We start from the raw sequence: 25,160 nt of genomic DNA, 5'->3' as shown, positions 1-25,160 counted from the left end.
GGCGTACGCGCGGAACGGAATACGACCGAACTCGGAACCTTGAAACCCAGGCCCGGTCGGCAGGCCGTCCATCCCTCTCGCCACTCACGCGGCCGGGCTGGCGACCGCCAGGTAGGCGCGGATGGCGTCCCGATTGCGCGTCAGAGTGTCGATGCGCCGCTCGATCTCGCCGAGCTCGCGGGCGAGATTGGCGGCCAACTCCGCGTCGACCATCGGGCGCAAGGCGGCGCCGGCGCCGAGGAAGCAGGGCACGATCTCGCGAATGACCCCGGTGCTCAGCCCCGCCTGGAGCAGATCGCGAATCTGTTGGACGCGCTGCACTGCGCTCTCGGGGTAATCCCGGTAGCCGTTGGCGAGGCGGTCGGGGTGCAGCAAGTCCTGCTGTTCGTAGTAGCGCAGGAGTCGAGTGGCGACTCCGGTGCGCTGGGAAAGTTCACCGATCTTCATGGTGATGTGCTTCACTCCGTTTCGGCTTGACCTTGACATCAATGTACAAGTTTAGCGTCAGTGGCGTGACCGACGTAATGAACGACTCCTCCAGATCGAAACCGGGCGGCCTCGGCGTCCTGTTCGTGGCCGCCTTCATGACCATCACCACCGAGACCCTGCCCATGGGTCTGCTGCCGCAGATGGGCCAAGGCCTGGGGGCATCAGAGTCGCGGGTCGGACTGTTGGTCGCGATCTACGCCCTCGTGGTCATGCTCGTGACCTTGCCCGTCACCGCATGGACCGCGAACTGGCCACGGCGTCGACTCTTTCTAGTGATCATGGCGGCCTTCGCCGTGAGCAACCTGTTGATGGCCCTCGCCCCCACCTTTCCCGTGGCCATTATCGGCCGGCTCATCGCGGCGCTGGTGCACGGTGTGCTCTGGTCGATGATGGCTGCTTACGCCACCCAGATGGTCGCTCCCGGCCGCGCCGGCCGCGTCGTCGCCACGGTCTACGCCGGCAACAGCGCAGCCCTGTCCCTGGGCGTCCCCCTTGGTACGGCGCTGGGCAACGCCCTGAATTGGCGAGCGGCCTTCGTCGTCCTGGCCGGGGTGGCGGTCCTCGTGATGGCCGCGGCTCCCGCCCTGTTGCCTCAGGTTCCCGGCACGCGCTCCGCCGACTGGTCGGCCGCCAGGGCATTCAGGATCCCCGGAGTACTGGCCATCGCCGTCACGACCACCGTGGTCATGCTGGGTCACTTCACGCTCTACACCTACGTCGCTCCCTACCTGCAGGACACCGGCATCTCCGAGGGAGCGGTCAGCCCCGTGCTCTTCGCCTTCGGTGTCGCGGGCATCGCCGGGGTGTGGTGCGCCGGAATGCTGGTGGACCGGCGCCCGCGGGGCGCCGTGCTGAGCGCCGTGGGCATCATGGTTCTGGCCCTGGCCGGATTGGGGGCAGTCGGCTGGTTCACTCCTGCGACGATCGCACTGATTGTGCTGTGGGGACTGGCCTACGCGGCACTGCCGACATTCCTGCAGTCCGCCGCACTCGAAGCCGCGCCAGCCGCGCAGTCCGCCGCCTCCGCGCTGTTCATTATCGGATTCAACCTCGGCATCGGCGGCGGTTCGCTGGTCGGGGGCCTGGTCCTCGATCACGTCGGCGTAGCCGCCTTGCCCGCTGTGGCAGCCGCACTCGCCGCGGTCGCCTTGCTCATCGTTCTCTTCGCGCGCACGTTCGCCTTCCCCCGGCGCCCGACGTCGGCCGTCATCGCCCGGCCCGGCAACGAGGACGAGGCCGGCCCCACTCACAAACTCGCCGGGCTCGGTCAGCACCACTGACCTACCCCACCCTCACCCGAACATATCCAGGCCTGATCACGCATCCGCGCAGATCAATCCATCCCACATCCCCCGCAGCAAGCGAAAGGCAATCTCGCACACTCATGAACCATCTCCGCGATATCCCGCTCTCCCTTCTCAACCTCGCCCCCATCCGGCGCGGCGGCACAGCCACTGAAGCGCTGCACGAGACCATCGAACTTGCCCGCAAGGCAGAGGAGTTCGGCTACCACCGCTACTGGATCGCCGAGCACCACAACATGGCCGCCGTGGCCTCCGCGGCGACCTCCGTCCTGATCGGACAGGTGGCCGCTGCCACCGAGCGGATCAAGGTCGGCTCCGGCGGCATCATGCTTCCCAACCACGCCCCGTACGTGGTCGCCGAGCAGTTCGGCACCCTCGCCTCTCTCTATCCAGGACGCATCGACCTCGGTTTGGGTCGCGCACCGGGCACCGACCGGTGGACCGCCCAGGCATTGCGCCGCGGTGAAGCCACCGCCGAGGACTTTCCGGCCCAGGTGGCCGAGGTTCGCCGCTACCTCGCGCCGGGCGGACCCACCCGCCGGGTCCGCGCCATCCCCGGCGAGGGCACCAACGTCCCGCTGTACATCCTCGGTTCTTCCACCTTCGGCGCGGCCCTGGCCGCGAAGGAAGGCCTGCCCTTCGTCTTCGCCTCGCACTTCGCTCCCAACCAGCTGTCCGCTGCCCTGGACATTTACCGTGCGAACTTCCGCCCCTCCGAGAACCTGGATAAGCCGCATGCCGTCGTCGGCGTGAACGTCATCGCCGCAGACACCGACCGAAGCGCCCAGCACATCTTCACGACCCTCCAGCGCAAGTTCCTCACCCTGATCCGCGGCGAACTGCAGAACCTGCCACCCGTCGACGACATCGACCAGCTGTGGTCCCCGCAAGAAGCCTCGGCCGTCGGGGCCATGCTCCGCGCGTCCTGCGTCGGCGCGCCTGACACGGTCCGCGACGGCCTCAACGATGTGGTCAAGCACACGCAGGCCGACGAACTCATCGTTCTCACCGAGACCTGGGAGTTCAAGGACCGCATCCGCAGCTACGAACTCCTCGCCGACCTGAAGACCGCATGACACCCGACTCTCTCACCGTTCCTCCCGCCTCCATGTCAAGAAGGGACAGGACACCGTGAACTCCCCGTTGTTCGTTAGCGCAACAGTCATGGACGGGTCGCGATGACGAGCGACGCCATCGCCCTCAGTCCTTCGTGGGTGGGGTGCAGGGGCATCGTGAACGATTGGGGGACGAGGCCTTCGAACCACCGTTGGCCGGATCCGGCGCACGCGTCGTGCCCTACCGCGGCCGCGGCCACGTCGACGAAGTAGGCGCCGTTCGTGCGTGCCGCGTCGGCGAGAACGTTGTTCATTCTCACGAAGAATTGCACGACGAAGGCGGCGTCGGCGTCGCTCGTGGGGATGTAGGGCCAGCAACCGCGGTCGCCGAAGATGCCTCCGTGCCCCACCATGAGCACTGTTGCAGCGGGGGCCTTCCCTGCGATCGCAGCGAGGGTGGCGGACACCTTAGGGCCGAGCACGGTGAGAGCGTCTTTCATGCGCCGGGCCGTGGTGGCGTCGGAGCGACAGTTCGCGTCGAGCCCCGGGGCGAGTGTGTAGCAGGGCTCCACCAATGACGACCACGCGATGTCGTTTCCTCCGATGCTGACGGTGACGAGCGTCGTGTCCGGCCGGAGTGCGCCGATCTGCGGTTGCTGTGGCCCGGTGACGGTGAATTGTGGTTTTTCCGTGATGTTTTCGGTCTTCGCCCCCGCGCACGCCCGGCTGACGTAGGACGCCGCGCGCAGGGTGTCGGCGACGATCTGCGGGTACGCGTCGGATGTGCGGAAACACCCGTCTCGAATCGACAGCGGATCGTGAAGCGATCCGGTGGCCCGCGAATCACCCAATGCGACGTACCGGATGGCGGAGTCCGGCGCGGCGTCGGCCACGGGGAGATGCGCCCACGGGAGCGCGAGCGCCACCACGCACCCGGCGAGGATCGACGACAGAGTCGACTTCATGGGAGGGCTTCGAGGACGACCGGGTGGTGGGGGGCCGACGTGTTTTTCGTCATCACTCATCATATTTCCCTGCACCGGATATCGCCCTGACTTCCACGGACTCCGGCTTCTACGCGTCCGCGGACGTCGTGGACTTCGCGTCACGCTGAGTCCAATTGGTGACATCCACCGCCGTGTTGTCGAAGGCTGAACCAAGGACTTCTGACCGATCAAGGACGCACACCATGTCTCGTGAACTTCACCTCGCCGGCTTTCTCATCGCCTCGCACGTCACCCATTCCCACGCCGCGTGGCGGCACCCGGCGTCGGAGACCGACTACCTCGGACCGGACTATTACCGGCGCGTGGCGCAGACACTCGAACGCGGAAAGTTCGACTTCCTGTTCTTCGCCGATCTCCTGGCCACACCTGTTCGGTACGGCAACGACATCCGGGTCCCGCTGAGCAGCGGAACGCAGGCGTCGGCGACCATCGACCCCTCGCTGGTGGCGGCGGGCCTGGCCAACGTGACCGAGAAGATCGGTCTGGCGATCACCAAGTCCACCACCTACTTCCACCCGTACGAGGTGGCGCGGATCTTCGCCACCCTCGACCACCTGTCGCGGGGCCGGGCGGGCTGGAACGTCGTCACCTCGCTCAATCAGGCCGAGGCCCAGAACTTCGGCATCGAGAATCACCTCGGTCACGACGAGCGGTACGACCGCGCCCAGGAATTCCTCGAGGTCGCGTTCAAGCTCTGGGGGAGCTGGGACCGCGACGCCCTGGTGCAGGACAAGGCGTCTGGCGTGTTCGCGGATCCCGACAAGGTGCGCACCGTCGACCACGAGGGCGAGTGGTTCAAGACGCGCGGACCGTTGACGGTGCCGCACTCACCGCAGAGCCGTCCCGTGATCATCCAGGCCGGGTCCTCCTCGGTCGGTAAGGACTTCGCCGCCCGCTGGGCTGAGGCGATCTTCGAGATCGACCCGACGAGTGAGGGCCGCAAGGCCTACTACGAGGACGTGAAGTCGCGTGCATCAAACTTCGGGCGCAACCCGGACGACATCAAGATCTTCCCGTCCTTCGTGCCGTTCGTCGGGGAGACCGAGTCGATCGCGCGGGAGAAGCAGGCGTTCCACAACGAACTCGCCGACCCCATCTCCGGCCTGATCACGCTGTCGGTGCACACCGATCACGACTTCTCGCGGTACGACCTCGACGCCCCGATCGAGGATGTCGTCGTGCCGGGCACGCAGGGGCTGTTCGACGTCGCGCGCCGGCTCAGCGTCAAGGACAACCTCACGTTGCGCGACATCGGCAAGCTCTACGCCCAGGGTGTGCTGCTGCCGCAGTTCGTCGGGACGGCGTCGCAGATCGCCGATCAGATCGAGGAAGGATTCCTCGGCGGGGAGGCGGACGGGTACATCCTGTCCGCGGCACAGGCGCCGGGAACGTTCGACGACTTCGTCGACCTCGTCGTCCCCGAGCTGCAGCGGCGTGGACTCTTCCGCACCGACTACACCGGTAGCACCCTGCGCGACCACCTCGGTCTGGGCGGCGCCAGTCTCACTCCCTCACCGCGCGGAGTGGCCGTCGGCGCCTGACGTCGGCAGTTCGAGCGATACCTCCAGGAGGGAATTCGGGCTACCGACGTAATTCAGATACTGCTAGTCTCCGAAGTATGAGCATCTTCAGCGGCCGGAACTATCCCGTGATCGACCTGGACGGCGCTGTCGTCGTCGTGACAGGGGGAGGCCGGGGTATCGGTCGCGCCACTGCCGAACTGTTCGCGGCCAGAGGTGCGACCGTCTGCATCGGTGACCTCGATCGCGTGGTCGCCGACGAGGCCGCGGCCGAGATCGGCGCCCGCGCGTACACCGTGGATGTCGCCTCCGCGGAGTCGTGGCGGCGGTTCGTCGATGCGGTGCTGGCGGACTGCGACCGCATCGACGTGCTGGTCAACAACGCCGGCGTCATGCCGCTCGGCGGCTTCCTCGAGGAATCCGACGCGACCAGCCGGATTACCATGAACGTCAACGTGTGGGGTCCGCTGCACGGGATGCGAATGGTGTTGCCCGGCATGGTCGAGCGCGGGCGTGGCCACATCGTCAACGTCGCATCCATGGCAGGCAAGCTGCCGGTGCCCGGGATGGCCGTCTACAACGCCAGCAAGTTCGGGGCGGTGGGGCTCTCGGCCGCCGTCCGGGCGGAGTTCGCTCCCGCCGGAGTCAGTGTGAGCACCATTCTTCCCAGCGCGGTGCGCACCGGACTGTCGGCGGGTGTGCCGCTGGGCGGCGGGATGCCGACCGTCGACCCCGAGGACGTCGCGGACGCCATCGTCCGGACGCTCGACCATCGTCGCGCCGAAACCGCTGTGCCCCGCTACCTCGCCGGGTGGGATCTGATCGACGCCGTGGTCCCGGAGCGTCTCCTCGACTTCGGCCGCCGTCTGATCGACGACCGGCGGGCGCTCACTGCCGTCGACCCCGTCGGGCGGGCCGACTACGACCGCCGGCTCGCCCGTCAGTCTCGGACGCCGTAGCGCTACGCCATCAGCGGGGCCAGCCGCGCTGCGTGCTCGCGCAGTGAGGGGACGTGGCGCAGCATGAGGTGTTCGTGATCGACATGCCCCGACAGGGCCAGGCTGCCGACGAGCGCGCCCGTTCCGGACCGGACGGGGACGGCGACGCAGGCCGACGCGTCCCGGAGCTCCCCGAGTTGCGTGGCGAAGCCTTGGCTTCGGATCAGGTCCAGATGCGCGAGCAGCTCGCTCCTCGCGACGATCGTGCGGGCCGTCAGCGCCCGTGGCTCCCAACGGGGAATCACGGATTCGAGTTCCGACTTCTCGGCGAGAAGGAGCTTGCCGACCGCGCACGCGTAGAGGTGCTGGTTGAGGAACGACTCGTCCTCCGGCGGCGGATATTCGGGGTCGGCGTCGGCAGTGCGGACGGCGACGTTGGTGTAGTAGAACAGGTGGACCCCGAAGCGCACCGACAGTCGCAGTTCGGCGAGAACGTCACGCGCCGCCGCACACACCGTGGGCACGACGGCGGCGTCGACGAGGATCCCGATCTTCTGGCCCAGCGCGAACCCGGACAGGTCGGGGAGCCGCACCACATAGCCTTCGCCCACGAGAATGTTGAGCAGACGGTACGTGGTCGCCGACGGCATCGACAGGCGGGCCGCGATGTCCTTCGCGGTGACACCCGAGCCCGCCCGGGCCACCTCCTCGAGCACCCGCAGCGCGCTGGTGACGGCCTTCGGCTGCCGCCCCGACAGGGCTCTGTCGTCGGCGTTCACCGGCGAACCTCCCACGGTCGGTACCGGCCCAGCAGGTCTTCGGCCACGGCCTCGTCGTACACACCCATCCGTTCGCCGATTCCGGGGGATCTCCTGGCGCGGATGGCGAAGACCGCGGCGCCCAGAAGCATCAGGAGTACGTAGACGGCGGTCGCTGCGCCCGCGACATACGTTCGCGAGAACGCCGCCCACCCGACCAGCGCGACCATCGCCGTCGCCGCCAGCACGCCGATGATCAGGGGAAGCCGAGTCAGTTCGCCGATCCGCCGGAGGAACGCCGGCGTCGCGACGCACAGCAGGACATACGCGAGGACGTAGCCGTGCGCGGACACGGCGAGAAGTCCGATCAGGACGTCCCGGCTCGAACCGCTGACGAACAAATAGAGGACGGGCACCGCGACGACGACCGGCATCGCGACCGTCAACGCCACGTGCGGGGTGTGGAACCTGCGGTGCGTCCGGCCGAACACGCTCGGAACCACCCCTTCGCGGCCCATCGCGAACAGGGTGCGCGACAGCGCCGTCGTCGAACCGAGGACACACGCGAACCAGGAGGCGGTGATGCCGAGTTCCATGACGATCGACAGCGCCGACGAACCGGCGCCCGACGTGTCGGGCAACGTGAGGACGATCGGTAGCGAGTCGACTCCCTGCCGCACCGGCTCGGGCAACTGCAGGGCGGCCGCGAACACATACAGAACGCCCAGTGCGATGGGGGTCCACCGGATGGCGCGCGGGACGGCGACGAACGGGTTGCGGGCTTCCCGCGCCACCGTGCCCGCGCTCTCGAATCCGACGAACGACGTGATCGCGAGCAGTACGGCAAACCCGACGGCGGATCCCGATTTCGCGCCGCCCGCGGACGGGGTCGCGCCCTCGCGGACCGATTGCACGAACGCGACCACCAGCGCGGCGGAGGCGGCCACGATCGCGAAGACCTCGATGGCGAGCATGATCCGCGCCGACAGCGTCACGCCCCGGACCATCAGGAGAAGGGCGAGCAGTCCGACGATCGCCGCGAGGACTGCGATGAGGGGCGACCCCGCCGGAAGCCCGACTCGACCGAGCAGCGCGGCGAGGTAACTCGCGGCTCCGAGCGTGCTCGCCATGGCCGCGGCGGCGTAGCCGATGAGCAGCGACCAGCCCCCGCCGAAACCGGGCACCGCCCCGAGTCCCTTCACGATGTAGCTGTAGAGACCGCTGACGGCCACCATCCGGGTGGCGAACTGTCCGATGCAGTAGCCGACCGCCGTCATCAGAATCGCCGCCGCGACGAACACCGCGATGGTCGCCCGGCCCGCGTCGGGTATGACGAGAGCAGGCAGCGTGACCATCACGGCCGACGGTGCGACCGCGGAAACGGACTGCCCGAGCACCTGGACGAAACTCAGACGCGCCCGCTCGAGACCGGCGACCGGTGATCTACTTCTGATTCTCGGTGTACCGGACACCACCCACCTGCTCTCCACACTTTCCGGCCGGCCCCGCGCGAGTGATCAACCCGGGGCTGCATGAGTTGCACGCTAGCGCAGGAGACGAGCGCAATGCGCCGATCGGAATTAATTTTCGATCACCTCGAATGAGAATGGCCGGCGAATTCGTTCCCGATTTCGCAGCCTGCGCCGGCTCACACGGCGGATCAGCTGCGCAGACCCGAAAAGCCGGAATGAGAATCGGCGCCGCCGTGGTCGGAGAAGTCGAATGAGAATGCCGCAGTCGCCGATTCCCATCCGGATTTAGTAGTGACCGGCGACACATTCGGGGTTTATCGTGGGTTCAGGCCGCAGCACGACGAGGCGAAATTGTCCGCCAAAAGTGTTCTGCAGAAGCCGGATTCATTCACAGATTCATTCACTCCATCGAAGAGGACATGATGACTGCAGTCGTTCACACCCCAGCCGGACTCGACCCCCGGGTCGTCGACTTCGTTTCGTCGCCGAAGCGCATGTTCGTCGACGGCCGATGGGTGGACTCGGCGTCGGGCAGGACGTTCGAGACGGTCGATCCCGCCACCGGACAGGTGATCACGACAGTGCCGCACGCGGGCATCGAAGACGTGGACCGGGCGGTAGCGGCGGCCCGGCGGGCCTTCGAGTCCGGGCCGTGGCGCTCCCTCACCCCCGCGGAACGTCAGCGGATCCTGTGGAAGATCGGCGAGGGCATTCTGGCCCGGGCGGATCAGTTCGCGCAGCTCGAGTCGATCGACAACGGCAAGTCCGTGGCGGTGGCGAAGGCCGTCGACGTGACGTGGGCGGCGGAGATCTTCTTCTACTACGCCGGCTGGGCCACCAAGATCGAAGGCCGCACCATCCCCGTGTCGGTGCCGTGGGCGCCCGGAGCCCGCTTCCATGCCTTCACCACCCGTGAGCCGGTCGGTGTGTGCGCACAGATCATCCCGTGGAACTTCCCGCTGGTGATGGCCGCGTTCAAGGTGGCACCCGCGCTGACCTGCTCGAACACGATGATCCTCAAGCCTGCGGAGCAGACCCCGCTCACCGCGCTGCTCCTTGCCGAGGTGATCGCCGAGGCCGGCGTCCCCGACGGCGTGTTCAACGTGCTCACCGGTTTCGGCGACATCGGCGCGGCGCTGTCGAGCCACGACGACGTCGACAAGGTCGCGTTCACCGGTTCGACCGAGGTCGGAAAGAAGATCGTCAATGCCGCGTCGGGGAACCTGAAGAAGGTGTCCCTCGAGCTCGGTGGCAAGAGCCCGCAGGTAGTCTTCTCCGACGCCGACCTCGAGGCTGCGATCCCGGGCGTGGCCAGCGGGTTCCTGTTCAATCACGGCCAGGCCTGCACGGCCGGAACGCGTCTGCTCGTCGAGGATCGAATCTTCGACGAATTCACGTCCGGGGTAGCCGATTTCGCGAAGTCCCAGAAGATCGGACCGGGACTCGACCCCACCAACGACATCGGCCCGCTGATCTCCCAGGAGCAGTTGGGCAAGGTCACCGGATACATCGACGCCGGGCTCGCCGACGGTGCCCGCGCCCTCTCCGGTGGCCAGCGGCACGGCGACACCGGCTTCTACGTCGAGCCCACCCTGCTGGTCGACGTGAACCGTGACTTCAGCGTGTACCAGGAGGAGATCTTCGGCCCGGTCGCGGTCGCGGTGCCGTTCAACCGTGAGGAAGGCGTCCGCGCCGCCGCCAACGACACCCCCTACGGCCTCGCCGCCAGCGTATGGACCCGAGACGTGTCCCGCGCCCACCAGGTGGCCGCCGAGATCAAGGCGGGCACGGTGTGGGTGAACTGCCACAATGCCTTCGACACGGCGCTTCCGTTCGGCGGCTACAAGCAGTCCGGGTGGGGACGCGAACTCGGTGAAGGCGCCATCGCCGAATACACCCAGAGCAAGTCCGTCAACATCGCACTCTAGATTCTCGGACCCGAATGAGAATCGTCCTGCGTGCGTTCTCATTTGCTGTCGACGAACTGTGACGCTTCGGCAACTGCGCCGACAACCCGCAGTCGCATGCTCGTCCCAGAGCTCACCGCGGAGCATCCACGCAGACCCTCTCCTCGTGAAAGTCGAAGGAAGCCATGACAACCAACGCCCCCACGCACTCGAGTGCGGTCAGCGACGGCACCCCTCGCAGGCTGGCAGGCACCCTCGGTCCGGGTGCCATCGTGTTCATGGTCGTCGCAGCGGCGGCCCCGTTGACCGTGATCGCCGGAACCGTCCCTCTGGGTATCGCAGCGGGCAACGGCGCCGCCTATCCCGCGTCGTACATCGTCTGCACGGTGGTGTTGCTGTTCTTCGCCGTCGGATTCACAGCGATGGCCAAGCACCTCCCCGGCGCCGGCGCGTTCTACACCTACATCACGCAGGGCCTGGGCCGGCACGCCGGTCTCGGCTCCGCGTTCCTCGCGCTACTGTCCTACACCGCAGTCCAGGGCGCGGTGTACGGATACATCGGAGCCGCCGTCAACGATTTCATCACCGCTCACGGCGGCCCCGAGCTTCCCTGGTACGTGTGGGCCCTGGCCGTGACGGCCGTGGTCGCGATCCTCGGCTACCGGCACATCGATCTGTCCGGCAAGGTGCTCGGCGTACTCCTCGTCTGCGAGGTCGGGATCGTCCTCGTCATCGACGCCGCCGTCATCGTCCGGGGCGGCGGCGACGAGGGATTCTCGACGGCGGCGTTCCACCCCGCCGAGTTCTTCTCCGGAGCACCCGGCATCGCATTGATCTTCGCCATCGCCGGGTACATCGGATTCGAGGCCACCGCCGTCTTCCGGGACGAGGCCCGCGACCCGGGCCGCACCATCCCCCGGGCCACCTACCTGGCGTTACTGGTCATCGGCGGTTTCTACGCGCTGTCGAGCTGGGCGATGGTCAGTGCGTGGGGAGACGAGGGCGCCGTGGCCATCGCGACCGAGAACCCGGAAGGGATGATCACCGAGACCGCCACCCGCTACGTCGGCGCGATCGCCGGCGACCTCGTCCAGATTTTCCTGATCACGAGCCTGTTCGCCGCACTGCTGTCCTTCCACAACGTGCTCTCCCGGTACATCTTCTCCCTCGGGAACAGCGCGGCCCTGCCCGCAGGATGCGGCCGCTCGCACGTCAAGCACGCGTCGCCGTACGTCGCGTCGGTCGTGCAGACGGTGTCCGCTCTCGTCCTGATCGTCGCGTCCGCCGTTGCCGGACTCGACCCGGTGACCGAGGTGTTCGCCTGGTTCGCCGGTGTGTCCTCGGTCGGGATCGTCGCACTGATGACCCTGACCTCCGTGGCCGTCCTCGTCTACTTCGGCCGGACCCGGGTGGACCGGCGGCTGTGGAACACGGTGATCGCACCACTGCTCGGACTCGTCGGCCTGGCCGGGCTCCTGATCATGACGGTCGCCAACCTTCCCCTTCTCGTCGGCGGGTCGAGCACTCTCGCCGCCGTCATCGGGGTCCTGCTCGTCGGGACCTTCGCCGGCGGAGCAGCCGTCGCCGTGCTCCGACCCCACGCCGCACGCCACGACACCGCTCTACCGCAGCACGACACGAACGACACCATCATCGACAAGGAGATCGCACGATGAGTACCGCCACCACCGAGACCCCGGCCACCGTCGGTTCCGCCGCCCCGGATCATCCGCTCACTCCGTTGTCCGCGGACGAGATCCGTTCGGCGAAGGCGCTCCTCACCGACGAGGGACTGATCGGCGAGAACGTGCGCTTCGTCTTCGTCGCACTCGCCGAGCCGCACAAGTCCACTGTCCTCGCATTCACGCCGGGCGACCTGATCGAGCGACGCGCCCGGATCCTGCTGCTCGATCGATCCACCGGCATCGGCACCGATCTCGTCGTGTCGGTGACGGAGAACCGTGTGATCAGCTCGACCACTGTCGATGCCGCCACCGACGGCCACGTCCCGATCCTCGACGAGGAATTCGAGGACATCGAGGCGTTCCTGCTCGGCAGCTCCGACTGGCTCGCGGCGATGGCGAAGCGCGGCATCGAACCGTCGAAGGTCCGGGCGGTTCCCCTGTCGGCCGGCGTGTTCGGTCACGAGGACGAGGTCGGGCACCGCATCGTCCGTGTCCTCGCCTTCCATCAGGATGACAAGGCGGATCTGCCGTGGGCGCACCCCATCGACGGGGTCGTGGCCTACGTCGACCTCACCGAGCGTCGCGTCGTGAAGGTGGTCGACGAGATCGAGCTTCCCGTCCCCGCCGAGCGTGGGGAATGGAACGCCGAACCGCACGCCACACCCACCCGCACCGACCTCAAGCCGATCGAGATCACTCAGCCCGAGGGCGCCAGCTTCTCCGTCGACGGCAACGAGATCACGTGGGCCGACTGGAAGTTCCGCTTCGGTTTCGATGTGCGCGAGGGCCTGACACTGCACCAGCTTTCGTTCGACGACGGCGGAGTCGAGCGACCCGTGATCTACCGTGCCTCGATCGCCGAGATGGTGGTTCCCTACGCCGATCCGTCCCCGGTCCGCTATTGGCAGAACTACTTCGACCAGGGTGAGTACCTGTTCGGCCGGTACACCAACTCGCTCGAACTCGGCTGCGACTGCCTCGGCGAGATCCAGTACTTCGACGTCACGATCGCCGACGAGTCCGGTGACCCGCGCGTCATGAAGAACGCGATCTGCCTCCACGAGGAGGATTACGGCGTCCTGTGGAAGCACACGGACATGTTCAACGGCATGACCGAGACCCGCCGCTCGCGTCGCCTGGTCATCTCGTTCTTCCTCACCATCGGCAACTACGACTACGGCTTCTACTGGTACCTCTACCTCGACGGCACCATCGAACTCGAGGCGAAGGCCACCGGAATCGTCTTCACGTCCGCGTACCGCGGCGCGGAGGGATTCTCCACCCAGATGGCACCCGGGCTCGGCGCCCCGTTCCACCAGCACCTCTTCTCCGCTCGACTCGACATGGCCGTCGACGGTAACGTGAACACGGTCGAGGAGGTGGATGCCGTGCCCGTCCCGATGGGACCGGAGAACCCGTGGGGCAATGCCTTCCGCTGCCAGAAGACGAAGCTGACCACCGAATCCGAGGGGCAGCGCACCGCCGACAACCTCAAGGCCAGGGTCTGGCACATCACCAATCCCACCAAGCGGAACCGCCTGGGTCAGGACGTCGGGTATGCGCTGCACCCGGAGGGGCAGCCGGTGCTCCTGGCAGACCCGTCGAGTTCGATCGCCTCTCGCGCCGCGTTCGCGACCAAGCACCTGTGGGTCACGCAATACGACGAGTCCGAGCGCTATCCCGCAGGCGACTTCGTCAACCAGCACCCGGGCCAGGCCGGTCTGCCCTCGTTCGTGGCGGGCAACCGCGACATCGAGGGCGAAGACCTGGTGCTGTGGCACACGTTCGGGCTGACGCACTTCCCCCGGCCCGAGGACTGGCCGGTCATGCCGGTCGACTATGCCGGGTTCAAGCTCAAGCCGGTCGGATTCTTCGACCGCAACCCCGCGCTCGACGTGCCGGCGAGCACCGCGAAGCACTGCTGCGAAGGTTAGAAGTCGTGTCCGCCGTCTACGCTCCGACCGTCCGCCGCACCAGCCATTGGTTGCGGCGGGCGGCCGCGGCCCTTGCGGTCGCCGCGGCAGGGCTCCACGCCGCGTCGCTCGGTGAGCATGCGACGTCCTCGCCGTTGATCGGCCTGGTGACCGTCGCGATGATCTTCGGATGCCTGTACTGCGCGCGGCACCTGTGGGTGCGCGGTTCGCAACGGGATTGGGGGCTCGTCGCGCTGATGAACGTCGGCATGATCGCGCTGCACCTCACCGTGATGAGTCCCGGTGCCGGTGGCGGCGGCCATCACGGGCACGCGATGCATGCGGCAGCGTCGGCTTCGATGGGTCATTCGATGTCGACTCCGATGGCGGCGGCACTCGCGACCGCCGCACTCGAAGCGGTGGTCGCCGTGACGGTGCTGTTCTACCAGACTCGGCTCGACGGCCGAGGCGTCCCCCACTGACGAAGAGCGTCAGTTCTGAACCGGTGCAAGGTTGTTCGCCACCAGTGCGAGAATGTCGTTCGCGTGACTGACGGCAATGAAATGACCACCACCGCTGATCGGGTGCCAGACAGCTCCCGGGGTCTTGTCCGCTACGGTCTTGTTGATGATTTCAGGCACCAGGGTGTCGGCGCTGCCCTGCCAGAAATGGACGGGGCGCGTCACTTTCGTCATGTCGAACGGCCAGGCCTTGTAGAGCATCGTGGCGTCGACGACGAGTCCGTCCGCGCCGTGTCGAAAGCATTCGCGCCCTGCCCTCAGAAACGCGTCGAGGACCTCCTCGTCAGCCAGCACCTCCCGATCCGCGGTGCACGCCGACTGCATGATCGCCTTCGCGTAGCGATCCGCGAAGTGTGTGGCACTCATACCGAGCACGTCGTACATGAGTGTGAAGCCGGGGTGGAAGTGAAGCGCCAGGCGGCCGCCCAGCGCGTCCACGCTGCTGAGATACTGCGCGGCCCAGTTCGATCCGAACGTTCCGTAGTTGCCACCGGCGATGCACACGACATCGACGAGGCGCGCGGGGTCCAGATACGCGGCGGCCGCCAGGGCCCAGGGTCCACCCTCGGACCAGCCGGTTACCGCGAATCGATGTGCGCCGAAGGAGTCGGCCAGCAGCAGGAGGTCATCGGTCCAGCCTTCGAAGGTGCGGCCCGGCGGAGGATCGGACCCGCCGATGCCCGGCCTGTCCGCGCACACGAATCTCAGTCCATTGGCCTTCGCGTACGGATCGAACAGCTCGGCCTCCAGTCGGCTCGGGTCCGCCGTGGTTGTGCAGTACGAGTGGTCCGCCCGGGTCACCGGCTTCGAGATACGTGATGGTCCGGTCGCCGACCCGGATACTTCCCTCTCGTGTCACGTGGGCTCCTCACAGTGTTGGCCGGACGCCGAAACTGGATTGGCGGCGTCGAAACTGCAGGTACTCGATCTCCCTCATATTAGGCTTCGCCGGGAGGCAGGCGGTACACCCGTCGTGCGGTTTCGCCGAAGAAGAGTGCCTGTTCTGCCGACGACAAGTCGCCGAGTGCTGCCTGGACGGTGGACACCATGGTTTCGGTATCCCACAGCAGACGGTCGATCGGATAATGAGAGGCGAACATGCATCGCTCAGCGCCGAAGATTCTGAGCGCCGTCCGTATCCACCTCCCGATCGCTTCCAGGGATGTTCCGAAGATGAGTGCGATTCCCTGGAACTTGAGAACGACGTTCGGAAACTGACTTACTGCCGTGAGGCGTTCTTCCCAACGGGAGAAGCCCTCCGCAGTGCGGTCGATTGGCCACCCGACCGCTTCCAACACGAAGGTGGTGTCGGGAAACGCAGCGATGAGTTCGTGCGTGGCGGGTAGCTGCTCGTCGTATACGAGTAGATCCCACACCAGCCCGGCGTCGGCGACCTGCTCGAATCCGCGCAGCCAGGCCGGGTCCGACAGGTAGTCGCCGCGCGCACCCAGGCGCTTGACGGGGTCGGCCGCCCAGTACAGCGGCTGACGCACGGCCCGGACCACCGGGAGATCCCGATATCGCGCGAGAACGCCTGCGAGATCGACTGAATCGAGCTGCACGGCCGCGATGAAGGCGTTCGGAACACCGACGCGGTCGGCGCAGTGCTGAACCCAGATGGCCTCCGCGACACCGTCTGCTGCACCGAACTCGCACGCGACCGAGGCCGTGACGGGCATCCCCTCGACCTGTGCCCGATAGTCGTGCGGCAGGTACCGGTGCGCGGCGTCGTAGTAGTTCGGCAGCAAGGCGGTCAGCGCGGGTGGGCGACTGTCAATCCACGGGTACACGAGGTCGGGCAGGTTGATGAAATGATGATGAGCATCGACAATGTCCACCTCACGCAGCATATTTCAGTTGTGGACGGGGGACCGGCAATTGGTCGAGCGCGACCCGTGGTCGGTGTGGATCGTTAAGGTGTTGACATGGAGCGCCGGATCAACGAAGCCCTGGTCCATTACGTCGAGCACGGCGCCGGCGTGCCGCTCGTGGCGCTGCACGGCGCCGGCGTGGATCATCGTGAGATCGAGGCGGCGATCGAGGCCATCGTTCCCGGTACGGGATACCGACGGATCTACCCGGACCTGCCGGGAATGGGCCTCTCGACAACCGGCGGCCTGACCTGCAACGACGATGTGGTCACGCTGCTCGGTGACTTCATCGACGGCCTGGGCGCGGGCCCGGTAATCCTGGTTGGACATTCCTACGGCGCCTACCTGGCTCGTGGCGTGGCCGCCCAGCGACCGGACACGGTGCTCGCTCTGGCGTTGTTGTGTCCGGTCACCGAGCGGTCACGAAACGTGCCCGACCACGCCGTGGTTCGCCGGGACGCCGATGCCTACGACGAACTCGAACGTGCGCAGTGGGCGGGGTTCGACGAGTACTTCGTCGTGCGCACACCGGCCACCGCTCGCCGCTACCGCGACCATGTGGTGCCAGGTACGACGCTCGTCGACGAGGATGCCCTCGGGCCCATCTTCGCCGGGTGGACGGTCGACGTCGGGTCGAGCGTGTTCTCGGGGCCGACGTTGATCGTGGCCGGCCGCCGCGATTCGGTCGTCGGGTACGCCGATGCAGCCGAATTGGTCGAGCGCTACCCGCACGCCACCCTGGCGGTCGTCGAGGACGTCGGCCACGCGCTCATGCACGAGCGGCCCGAACTACTCACCGCATTGCTCGGTGACTGGTTGGATCGGCTCGATCACTCTTCGTCCAGGTGACCGGAAGTTCGTGCACGCCGTAGATGTTCATGTCGGTCCTGAGTCTCACCTCGCCGGCGGGGATGGCGAGCCCCAGGGTCGGGAAGCGGCGCAGCAGCCCCTCGAAACCGGCCCGCATCTCGATGCGGGCCAGCTGCTGGCCCAGGCACAGATGGACACCGTGGCCCAAGGACAGGTGACCGCGCGCCTTGCGCCGGATGTCCAGGGTGTCGGGGTTGTCGAAGCGCTGCGGGTCGCGGTTCGCGGCCAGCAACGAGACAACGACCGTCGATCCCTTCGGGATTGTTTCGCCGCCGAGTTCGATGTCCTCGGTGGCGTAGCGATAGAAGATGTCGGCAACGGATAGGTAGCGCAGAAGTTCCTCGACGGCATCGGGGAGCAGGTCCGGGTCTGCGCGCAGTTCCGCCAGCTGCTCGGGGTTCTCCAGCAGCGCGAAGGCGCCCAGCGCCAGCATGTTGGCGGTCGTCTCATGGCCGGCGAGCAGCAACAGGAAGGCGGCGCCGGTCAGCTCCTCGATGGTGAGATCGTCGTCGCGGGCCAGATCGGACAGTATGTCTTCGCCGGGGGCGGCGCGCTTGCGCGTGACCAGTTCGGCCAGGTACGTGGTCAGTGCGCTGTACGCGGCCATCTTCTCGTCGAGCGGCTGGTCCTTGACCAGGAACTTGGCGGAGTTGACCTGGAAGTTCTCCCGGTCCGCGTAGGGGACACCGAGCAGTTCGCAGATCACCAGTGAGGGCACCGGCAGCGCGAACTCCCTGACCAGGTCGACCGGCGGGGTCAGGCGCGCCATCTCGTCCAGTTGCCGCTCGGCGACGTCGATGATGTGGTCTTCGAGCTGCTTCATGCGTTTGACGGTGAAGGCGCCGGTGAGTTTGCGCCGCATCCGGGTGTGGTCCGGCGGGTCCATCGCGATGAACACGCCCGGCATCTGCGGGGACGGCTCGGTGGCGGCGGGCATGCCGGGGGTCTCGTACGGCAGGTGGAGAACGCCGATGTCCTGGCGGGAGCTGAACCGGGTGTCGGCCATGAGCTGGCGGACCGCGTCGTAGCCGGTGACGAGCCAGCCCTCGTGACCGTCGGGGAAGACCATCGGACTGACGGGGCGGGCCTCGCGCAGCCGGGTGATCTGCCGGGGCGGGTCGAAGGGGCCCGCATCGCGTTCCATGGGGAGGCCGTACGGGATGGCGACTGTTTCAGTCATCGGATTTCCTCTCGTGGCAGTGTTAGTTGCGGGTGCCGCTACCGCGAGTACTCGCGGTTGAAAAGCCTTGTCGACCAAAGGTATCCGCCGAGGGTGATGACGACGCACCAGCCGAGCGCGATCCATACGTTGTTCCCGATCGGGGTACCCATGAGCAGGCCTCGCAGGGTTTCGATGATCGGGGTGAACGGCTGGTACTCGGCGAACCAGCGCAGCCCGGCAGGCATGGAGTCGGTGGGGACGAACCCGCTGCCTAGGAAGGGCAGCAGAATCAGCGGCATACCCACATTGCTCGCGGCCTCGACGGTCTTGCTGACCTGGCCGAGCGCGACGGAGAGCCAGACGAGCGCGAACGTCACCACCACCAGGAAACCAGCCGTGGCCAGCCACGCGCCCACCCCTGCGGTGGGCCGGAAGCCGACCAGCAACGCCACGCCGATCACGATCGCGACGCTGAGCATCGCCTGGATCACGCTGCCCAGCACGTGTCCGGTCAGCACCGAGACGCGGGCGATGTGCATGGTGCGGAACCGGGCGATGATGCCCTCGGTCATGTCCATCGCGACCGAGATCGCTGTCCCTTGGACCGCGGCCGTCACGGTCATCAGGATGATCGCGGGCACAACGTAGTTGACGTACTCGGCGCGCCCGCCGGACACCCCGCCGAGCCCCGCGCCCAACGTGCCGCCGAACACGTAGACGAACAGCAGCAGGAAGACGACCGGCATTCCCACGAGCGTCACGGTCATCGACGGGTACCGCAGCATGTGATTGAGGTTGCGGCGCAGCATCGTTGCCGAGTCACGCAGCGGGTGGAACCGGAGGTCCGCCGGGGCCGGCCCGGCGAGGGTGTGGGCAGGGGTGCTGATCATGAGGTCACCTTCTCGTTGTGGGGGTTGCCGGTGAGAGCGAGGAAGACGTCGTCGAGATCGGGGGTGTGCACGGACAACTCGTCGACCTCGATCGCCTGGTCGTCGAGCCGGTCGATCAGGGCCTTCAGCGAGCGGAGGCTGCCGTCGCTGGGCACACGCAGGGCGAGCGTGTCGGTGTCGCGCGAGACCTGACCGAGGACGCGCTCGGCTTCTTCGAGGCCGTGCGGGTCGGCGAACCGCAGGCGGACGTGGCTACCGGGGATGCGGCGCTTGAGCTCGTCCGCGGTTCCCTCGGCGACCAGTCGGCCGTGGTCGAGGACCGCGATCCGGTCGGCCAGCTCGTCGGCTTCCTCCAGGTACTGGGTGGTCAGGAAGATGGTGACGCCGGTGGCCACCAGGTCCCGGACGATCTGCCACATGCCCCGGCGGCTGCGCGGGTCCAGGCCAGTGGTCGGCTCGTCGAGGAAGATCACTCGCGGGCTACCGACCAGGGTCATCGCGAGGTCGAGCCGCCGTCGCATGCCTCCGGAGTACGTCGAGACGGGCTTCGAGGCCGCGTCGACGAGGTCGAACTGTTCGAGCAGCTGGGCGGCGCGCCGCCGGCCGTCGCTGCGGGTGAGGTGGTGCAGATCCGCCATCAGCAGCAGGTTCTCCTTGCCGGTGAGCAGGTTGTCCACCGCCGAGAACTGGCCGGTGACACCGATCGCGGCGCGCACCGCGTCGGATTCGCGGGTGAGGTCGTGGCCGGCGACTCGGGCGTCACCTGTGTCGGCGCTGATCAAGGTAGACAGAATGTTGACCGTGGTGGTCTTCCCGGCGCCGTTCGCGCCGAGCAGTGAGAAGACCGTTCCCTGCGGGACGGTCAGGTCGATGCCGTCGAGCACGACGTGGTCGCCGAACGACTTGCGCAACCCGGTCACCGCGATGGCCGGCTGAGATTGCCTGGGGGTCATGGTTTTCCTTTCTCGAGGGCAGAAGTGGATCAGGAGCGGCGGATCGTGATGCCGCCGAACGAGGTGTGCGCACGGACCTCGACGATCTCGTCGGACGCCTCGGGCCGGGTGGTGTTGTCCAGCAGGTTGCGTACCTGCCCGAACTTGGTGTTCACCTCCAGCCAGGCGGCGGTACCCTCGGCGATGCCGATCTCCAGGTCGCCCATCGCGGTCCCGAGCTCGACCGAGCCACGGGCCACCTCGCCGAGTCGAATGCTGCCGTTCGACGTCTTCGACTCGACACTCGCCCCGGCCCGGTCGACGGAGATGTCGCCGTTCGCCGAGCGCACTTGCACGTCGCCGGTCACCGTGGTGATCGTGGTGTCGCCGTTGGAGTTCTTGACGATTGCGGAGCCCTCGATCTCGCCGATGCGGACCTTCCCGGAGCCGGTGCGGATCTCGGCGTTGCCTGCGACGCCGTCCGCGGTGACGTGACCGGCCGCGGTGTCCACACGCAACGGACCGGTCTGCTCGAGCCGGACGTTCCCGGTAGAGGTCTTGAACCTGCACTGCCCGAGCCGGCCCGTGCCGCTGAGGTCTCCCACCTGCACCTCGCCGGACACCTGCGAGCCGCTGGGCAGGTCGATGGACACCTCCACCGACCTGCTCTTGCGGGAGAAGTCGAGAACGCGCGCTTTCGGCCCCGTCACCTGGAGCACGCCATTCGCGTACTCGACGCGGACCCGTTGGGCGGCTTGCACATCCGACTCATCGGATTCGTCGCTCGGGCGCACGTCGACGGTGGTGTCGGTGCGGTCGCTCGCGGTGATCCGCACATTGCCGACGCCGAGCTCGAGCGTGACGGAAATCGGTTCGGGTGTATCGAAATTGGGCATGGCTGTCCCCTCATGATGGGTGGGTGACACATCCCCGCAGGTCGGGGACGTGGTGTGGGTGTGGTGTGGTGGAAGGCGGTGCGGCTAGCGCACCCAGCCGGTGAGGCTCTGCTTGGTCTGTTTGCCGCGCTGCTGGGCGTGCTGGACGCGGTCCGGTTGCTGCAGCGCGGACGAAGCTGCCCGGACCAGCCAGGCGTTGACCGAGCGCCCCTCCTTGGCTGCGGCCTCCTCGACCGCCGCCTTGAGCTGTTCGGGGAGGCGCACATTGATTCGCGAGGTCGGGCCGTCTTCGGCGATCGGTGTGCCGCCGTCCGCCGGTGCCGAATCGCCCTCGGCCGCGTCCTCGATCGGCTCGGCGGGCCGTGCGTTCACGACGAAGTTCGGATCGCGTCCACGCAGGCGCAGCTCCACCGATCCCGGGGCCAGATCCTGGGTGATCTCGTCCGTCGCAGCGGACAGCGCGTCCAGCAGCGTCATCCGGATCGCCGACTCGAGCGACCCGGTCAGGCGCTCGACCAACGCACGGGATTCTTCACCGCCGGCTTCGGCGAGGGTGGCGAATTCACGTCCGAGGTTGCTCACATACGGTGTCAAATCCATGGTGCCAAGAATGGCACCAATGTGGCACCAGCGCAAGGGTTTGATGGCTCAATTGTGGTGCCATGTGGCACCGAGTAGTGACTCTCGGAGGGAAAGTGCTGGTCAGAAGCGGGTGCGGTGGAACGCAACGTCGCACGGACCGGGACCGTCAGGACCTCCGATCAGACTTGCCCCAAGGTCAACGGTGACGGTCGAGCGCCGTCCACGTCCGTGATGTCATAGCGTTCGGCCATGGCGGCCGCGACCAGAACCTGTCCGGACTTCGTCATTATCTGGGGATCGGCGGCCAGCGCGGCGACGACACGGCCGATGAACTGTGGTGACTCGGAGTTCGACAGGTCGAGGTACGCCGCGGCCTCCATCACCTTCTCCGTCCGAACGAGACCCGGATAGAGCGAGACCACGGCGATGTCGTGTGGCCGGAGCTCGTGCGCCATGTCAGCGGACAGCTTGTCGGTCGCGGCTTTCGAGACGCCGTACGGCACATTCGCGATGTGCTTCTGCGCGGCCCAGAACGAGATGTTCACGATGAGCCCGGATCGCTGGGGGACCATCACGCGGGCCGCGAATGTGCCGGCGACGTAGTGCGCTCGGACCCCGGCGGCGAACATTGCATCCCATCGCCAGGTCGGTTGCTCCCAGAAGGGTAGGCCCCACGTGAACCGGCCGTTGTCGACCATGCGCTCGTAGCCACCCCACACGTTGTTCACGAGAAGATCGAGCCGCCCCGCCTCCGCGGTCACGCGGCGAAAGACAGCGGAGACCTGTTCGTCATCGGTGTGATCGCAGGTGGCCGGGATGCAGCCGGCAGGCAAGTGCGCGGCGTGCACCGTGCGTCCGGTGACGTACACCGTCGCTCCGGCCGACGCCAGATGTTCCGCTATGCCTCGACCCACTCCGCGGCTGCCGCCGGTCACGAGCGCGACCTTGCCGTCGACCAGGTGATCGTCCATGAGTACGAATGTCGTGGACCGGGTGGCGTGTGTCAACGGTCGCTTCCGGGGTGGGTGGGCGACCAGATCCACGCCCTCGTCGCCGGCACCCGCGCTGAACAGTGGCCTGCGAATAACGGCCGGAACCTCCCTGGGCGGCGACAGTCTGCGCCTAGAATCCCAGTGAGCAGCGACTCCCACTCGACCTCTGCGTACGAAGGGATCGACCCCATGAGCTTGTCGACTCGAAGCCGGCTGCGTCGAACGGCCGCCGCGCTCAGCATCGTTCTCGCCCTTGCCACCGTTTCTTGCGGATCGGACGATCGCAGCGGCGAACAGCAAGCAGCGGAGCACGGTCCTGACGTCGTGCACACCGACGATCCCGAGGTCGACAAGGTCGTCGATATCGTTCGCGACAAGCTGACGGAGCTCGATCTCAGCGGCGCCGTATTCGGCGTATGGCGCGGCGACGAGGAGATCGTCGCCGGAGCAGTGGGGGAGTCCCCGCTCGGCGTTCCCGCGACGCGTGACATGCAATTGCGAGTCGGCCAACCGATGGAACCGATGTTGTCGACAGTTCTGTTGCAGCTGGGCGAGGCCGGAACGCTGAGCCTGGACGAGCCGATCGCCAAGTGGGTGCCCGACTTTCCGCGGGCCGACAAGATCACCCCGCGGATGCTCGCCAACAGCACCACCGGCATTTCGGACTACGTGACCAACCCCGATTTCCTGAAGATCTTCTACGCCAATCCGATCAAAGGCTTTACGTCTCAGGAGATCTTCGACTTGGCCAACGCCCGCCCGCCGCTGTTCGAACCGGGGACCAGCTTTGCCTACGCGCACAGCGATCTGTGTCTGCTCGGTGTGGTGCTCGAGAAGGCGGCGGGAAAGCCCTTGGGCGACCTGCTGAAGGAGCGGATCTTCACGCCGCTCGGGATGGACGCGAGCAGCGTGGTGCTGACACCCCAGATGAGTGAACCGATCCTGCACGGCTATACCAACGAACGTGGCGTCTTCGAGGACTCCACGTTCTGGAATCCCACGGCGTTCCTCAACAGCGGCAACATGAACTCCACGGTGGCCGATGTCGCTCGGTGGGTTCGTGCGCTCGCCACCGGCGAACTCCTGTCCGACACGGCGTTCACGGAGATGATGGCGGACAAGACCGCCGGGCTGGGCCCGCTGACGGCGGACAAGTACTTCGCATTCGGAACCGTTCACTTGGGCAGCTGGCTGCTCATGAACCCGGCATTCGGGGGCTACAACGGCATCGCTCTCTACGAAACGGAGTCCAAGACCACCATCATCGCTTACGTCACGCTCGGACCGACGGCCAACGCAAACGCCAATAACGCTGTGCCGATCGGCAAGGATATCGGTGCCCTCCTCCTCCCCGACAACCCGCCGAAGGTGCCCTGACCGAACCGGCACCTACTTGGTCGGCCGTCCACACGAGCAATCTCGCCACACCGACAACGAGGTGGTCCACTACGGCCTTCGCCAGAACAGATGGTGGGTCACGCCACTGGGGCTTGGAACCACCTCGAGGTGGAACCGGTCACGCAGCTCATCAGGTGATTCCCACAGACGCGCCCCGGATCCGAGTTCGGCCTGCGAGACCGCCACGTGCATGGTGTCGACGAGGTCGGCGTCGACGAAGTGGAATGTGGTGTCGCCGAGGGTGAACGACGGACGCGTGTGGTGGGTCAGCACGAACACCGGGGTGTGGAACGGGGGCTCGTCGCCCCACCAGCCAAGCCAGTCGTGGTCATGCCAGGGACCGCGCTGCGGGCCGAATTTGTTGCGGCCCACGATCTCGGCGCCGATGTTGCAGGCGAAGTCTCGCGTGAAGTAGTCGTCGAGGCCGCGGCTACCGCCAGGGTCGGTTCGCATGGGCCAGCTCGCCGTGGCTCCGGCCCAGGCGAACATTTTCCCAGGGTCGGCATGGCCGAACGGCCTCTCGAGACTCTGATGTTCGCCGGCGCCGAATCCGTCGCGCGAGACGGTGAAGTTCTGGACTCTCAGCAGCTGATTCACTCGGTGGGCCTCCTGCGCTCTTGATCATGGTGGGACCGATCTCGACCTCTCCGGGTTGGGACGTGCTATCGGACGTCGTAGGTGAGCTGCACCATGCCGTTGCCGAACCGGCGTTCCCGCGTGAGCGACAGAGACGCTCGCACCTTGTCGGGCAGCACTCTCGTTCCCGCTCCGACGATGATCGGGCACATCAACAGCTCGAACCACATCGACGACACCGGCCCTACACTCGCACCATGACCACGGTCCGGCCCGCACTCGCCCGCCGCCGTGCTCACGTCGGCGGTGAGCGCGGCAATGACTTCCTCGTCGGGTACCGCCCACGAGACGTCGCCCTGGGCATCGGTGTTGAAACCGTCGAGAGATGACGCGACTGAGTAGACGACACGGCCCATAGGTCG

At 66.8% G+C, this 25,160-nt stretch carries 23 protein-coding genes and 1 pseudogene; 10 read left to right on the top strand and 14 right to left on the bottom strand.

Translation table 11 applies throughout. From position 1 onward, the window contains the following. Positions 1-84: 84 nt before the first annotated feature. On the bottom strand, positions 85-447 hold the full coding sequence (locus ACFVJ3_RS35025) for a MerR family transcriptional regulator (protein WP_378456442.1): 363 nt from the start codon (positions 445-447) through the stop codon (positions 85-87). Positions 448-512: 65 nt separating this feature from the next. On the opposite strand from ACFVJ3_RS35025, the gene ACFVJ3_RS35020 reads away from it, so the two are divergent. Both ACFVJ3_RS35020 and ACFVJ3_RS35015 read left to right on the top strand, forming a co-directional pair. Next, positions 513-1,769, top strand: coding sequence for an MFS transporter (locus tag ACFVJ3_RS35020; RefSeq protein ID WP_378456425.1), 1,257 nt, complete (start codon positions 513-515; stop codon positions 1,767-1,769). Positions 1,770-1,873: 104 nt separating this feature from the next. After that, positions 1,874-2,869, top strand: coding sequence for an LLM class flavin-dependent oxidoreductase (locus ACFVJ3_RS35015; protein ID WP_378456424.1), 996 nt, complete (start codon positions 1,874-1,876; stop codon positions 2,867-2,869). Between the two features lie 86 nt (positions 2,870-2,955). Here the strand turns inward: ACFVJ3_RS35015 and ACFVJ3_RS35010 are convergent, their stop codons facing one another. Next, positions 2,956-3,813 (bottom strand): SGNH/GDSL hydrolase family protein, encoded by an 858-nt coding sequence (locus ACFVJ3_RS35010; protein ID WP_378456423.1) that lies wholly within the window; start codon positions 3,811-3,813, stop codon positions 2,956-2,958. Positions 3,814-4,037: 224 nt separating this feature from the next. On the opposite strand from ACFVJ3_RS35010, the gene ACFVJ3_RS35005 reads away from it, so the two are divergent. Continuing rightward, the gene (locus ACFVJ3_RS35005; protein ID WP_378456422.1) at positions 4,038-5,396 is read left to right on the top strand and encodes an LLM class flavin-dependent oxidoreductase; all 1,359 of its coding nucleotides are present in this window, start codon (positions 4,038-4,040) and stop codon (positions 5,394-5,396) included. A 77-nt stretch (positions 5,397-5,473) separates the two neighbouring features. Continuing rightward, positions 5,474-6,334: an SDR family oxidoreductase gene (locus tag ACFVJ3_RS35000; protein WP_378456421.1), complete on the top strand. Its 861-nt coding sequence runs from the start codon at positions 5,474-5,476 to the stop codon at positions 6,332-6,334. A 2-nt stretch (positions 6,335-6,336) separates the two neighbouring features. Here ACFVJ3_RS35000 and ACFVJ3_RS34995 read toward each other — a convergent pair whose 3' ends face one another. Both ACFVJ3_RS34995 and ACFVJ3_RS34990 read right to left on the bottom strand, forming a co-directional pair. After that, positions 6,337-7,092 (bottom strand): IclR family transcriptional regulator, encoded by a 756-nt coding sequence (locus ACFVJ3_RS34995; protein WP_378456420.1) that lies wholly within the window; start codon positions 7,090-7,092, stop codon positions 6,337-6,339. Further along, entirely contained in the window at positions 7,089-8,543 is a 1,455-nt protein-coding gene (locus tag ACFVJ3_RS34990; RefSeq protein WP_378456419.1) for an APC family permease, read from the bottom strand. Before ACFVJ3_RS34990 ends, ACFVJ3_RS34995 begins: the two co-directional genes overlap by 4 nt. A gap of 422 nt (positions 8,544-8,965) precedes the next feature. Between ACFVJ3_RS34990 and ACFVJ3_RS34985 the strand changes: the two genes are divergently transcribed. The 4 genes from ACFVJ3_RS34985 to ACFVJ3_RS34970 all read left to right on the top strand — a co-directional run bounded on the left by ACFVJ3_RS34985 (position 8,966) and on the right by ACFVJ3_RS34970 (position 14,530). Next, positions 8,966-10,471: an aldehyde dehydrogenase family protein gene (locus ACFVJ3_RS34985; protein WP_378456418.1), complete on the top strand. Its 1,506-nt coding sequence runs from the start codon at positions 8,966-8,968 to the stop codon at positions 10,469-10,471. A 164-nt stretch (positions 10,472-10,635) separates the two neighbouring features. After that, a complete protein-coding gene (locus ACFVJ3_RS34980) occupies positions 10,636-12,126 on the top strand; it encodes an APC family permease (protein WP_378456417.1) in 1,491 nt (496 codons plus the stop codon). Next, entirely contained in the window at positions 12,123-14,069 is a 1,947-nt protein-coding gene (locus tag ACFVJ3_RS34975) for a primary-amine oxidase (protein WP_378456416.1), read from the top strand. The genes ACFVJ3_RS34980 and ACFVJ3_RS34975 overlap by 4 nt, the downstream gene beginning before the upstream one ends. Before the next feature lie 5 nt (positions 14,070-14,074). Continuing rightward, positions 14,075-14,530 carry a hypothetical protein gene (locus ACFVJ3_RS34970; RefSeq protein WP_378456415.1) on the top strand — a complete coding sequence of 152 codons (456 nt, stop codon included), beginning with the start codon at positions 14,075-14,077 and terminating at the stop codon, positions 14,528-14,530. 9 nt (positions 14,531-14,539) lie between these two features. Here ACFVJ3_RS34970 and ACFVJ3_RS34965 read toward each other — a convergent pair. Together ACFVJ3_RS34965 and ACFVJ3_RS34960 are read right to left on the bottom strand one after the other, a co-directional pair. Beyond that, positions 14,540-15,428: pseudogene (locus tag ACFVJ3_RS34965) on the bottom strand (alpha/beta fold hydrolase). 79 nt (positions 15,429-15,507) lie between these two features. Then, entirely contained in the window at positions 15,508-16,419 is a 912-nt protein-coding gene (locus ACFVJ3_RS34960; protein ID WP_378456414.1) for an amidohydrolase family protein, read from the bottom strand. Between the two features lie 75 nt (positions 16,420-16,494). On the opposite strand from ACFVJ3_RS34960, the gene ACFVJ3_RS34955 reads away from it, so the two are divergent. Next, positions 16,495-17,289: an alpha/beta fold hydrolase gene (locus tag ACFVJ3_RS34955; protein WP_378456413.1), complete on the top strand. Its 795-nt coding sequence runs from the start codon at positions 16,495-16,497 to the stop codon at positions 17,287-17,289. Here the strand turns inward: ACFVJ3_RS34955 and ACFVJ3_RS34950 are convergent. From ACFVJ3_RS34950 to ACFVJ3_RS34925, 6 genes are all read right to left on the bottom strand, one after another. Then, a complete protein-coding gene (locus tag ACFVJ3_RS34950; protein WP_378456412.1) occupies positions 17,234-18,490 on the bottom strand; it encodes a cytochrome P450 in 1,257 nt (418 codons plus the stop codon). The genes ACFVJ3_RS34955 and ACFVJ3_RS34950 overlap by 56 nt on opposite strands. Positions 18,491-18,528: 38 nt before the next feature. After that, on the bottom strand, positions 18,529-19,362 hold the full coding sequence (locus tag ACFVJ3_RS34945; RefSeq protein WP_378456411.1) for an ABC transporter permease: 834 nt from the start codon (positions 19,360-19,362) through the stop codon (positions 18,529-18,531). Further along, complete coding sequence (locus ACFVJ3_RS34940) at positions 19,359-20,315, bottom strand: ATP-binding cassette domain-containing protein (RefSeq protein WP_378456410.1); 957 nt, start codon at positions 20,313-20,315, stop codon at positions 19,359-19,361. The genes ACFVJ3_RS34945 and ACFVJ3_RS34940 overlap by 4 nt, the downstream gene beginning before the upstream one ends. A 29-nt stretch (positions 20,316-20,344) precedes the next feature. Beyond that, positions 20,345-21,190: a DUF4097 domain-containing protein gene (locus ACFVJ3_RS34935; protein ID WP_378456409.1), complete on the bottom strand. Its 846-nt coding sequence runs from the start codon at positions 21,188-21,190 to the stop codon at positions 20,345-20,347. 84 nt (positions 21,191-21,274) lie between these two features. Then, positions 21,275-21,790, bottom strand: a complete 516-nt coding sequence (locus tag ACFVJ3_RS34930; RefSeq protein WP_378456408.1) for a YlcI/YnfO family protein — start codon at positions 21,788-21,790, stop codon at positions 21,275-21,277. 161 nt (positions 21,791-21,951) lie between these two features. After that, positions 21,952-22,743 (bottom strand): SDR family NAD(P)-dependent oxidoreductase, encoded by a 792-nt coding sequence (locus ACFVJ3_RS34925; protein ID WP_378456407.1) that lies wholly within the window; start codon positions 22,741-22,743, stop codon positions 21,952-21,954. A gap of 210 nt (positions 22,744-22,953) precedes the next feature. Here ACFVJ3_RS34925 and ACFVJ3_RS34920 point away from each other — a divergent pair, with 210 nt between their 5' ends. Beyond that, positions 22,954-24,141, top strand: a complete 1,188-nt coding sequence (locus tag ACFVJ3_RS34920) for a serine hydrolase domain-containing protein (RefSeq protein WP_378456406.1) — start codon at positions 22,954-22,956, stop codon at positions 24,139-24,141. 69 nt (positions 24,142-24,210) lie between these two features. On the opposite strand, the gene ACFVJ3_RS34915 is transcribed toward ACFVJ3_RS34920, so the two are convergent. Together ACFVJ3_RS34915 and ACFVJ3_RS34910 are read right to left on the bottom strand one after the other, a co-directional pair. Continuing rightward, positions 24,211-24,759: a deaminase gene (locus ACFVJ3_RS34915; protein WP_378456405.1), complete on the bottom strand. Its 549-nt coding sequence runs from the start codon at positions 24,757-24,759 to the stop codon at positions 24,211-24,213. Positions 24,760-24,824: 65 nt separating this feature from the next. Beyond that, positions 24,825-25,154: a hypothetical protein gene (locus tag ACFVJ3_RS34910; protein ID WP_378456404.1), complete on the bottom strand. Its 330-nt coding sequence runs from the start codon at positions 25,152-25,154 to the stop codon at positions 24,825-24,827. Between the last annotated feature and the right edge of the window lie 6 nt (positions 25,155-25,160).

It is taken from the genome of Rhodococcus sp. NPDC127593 (genome assembly GCF_042671975.1).
GTDB lineage: Bacteria > Actinomycetota > Actinomycetes > Mycobacteriales > Mycobacteriaceae > Rhodococcus_F.
Note: the sequence above shows the minus strand (reverse complement) of the source record. Positions and strands in the feature narration are given on the sequence as shown.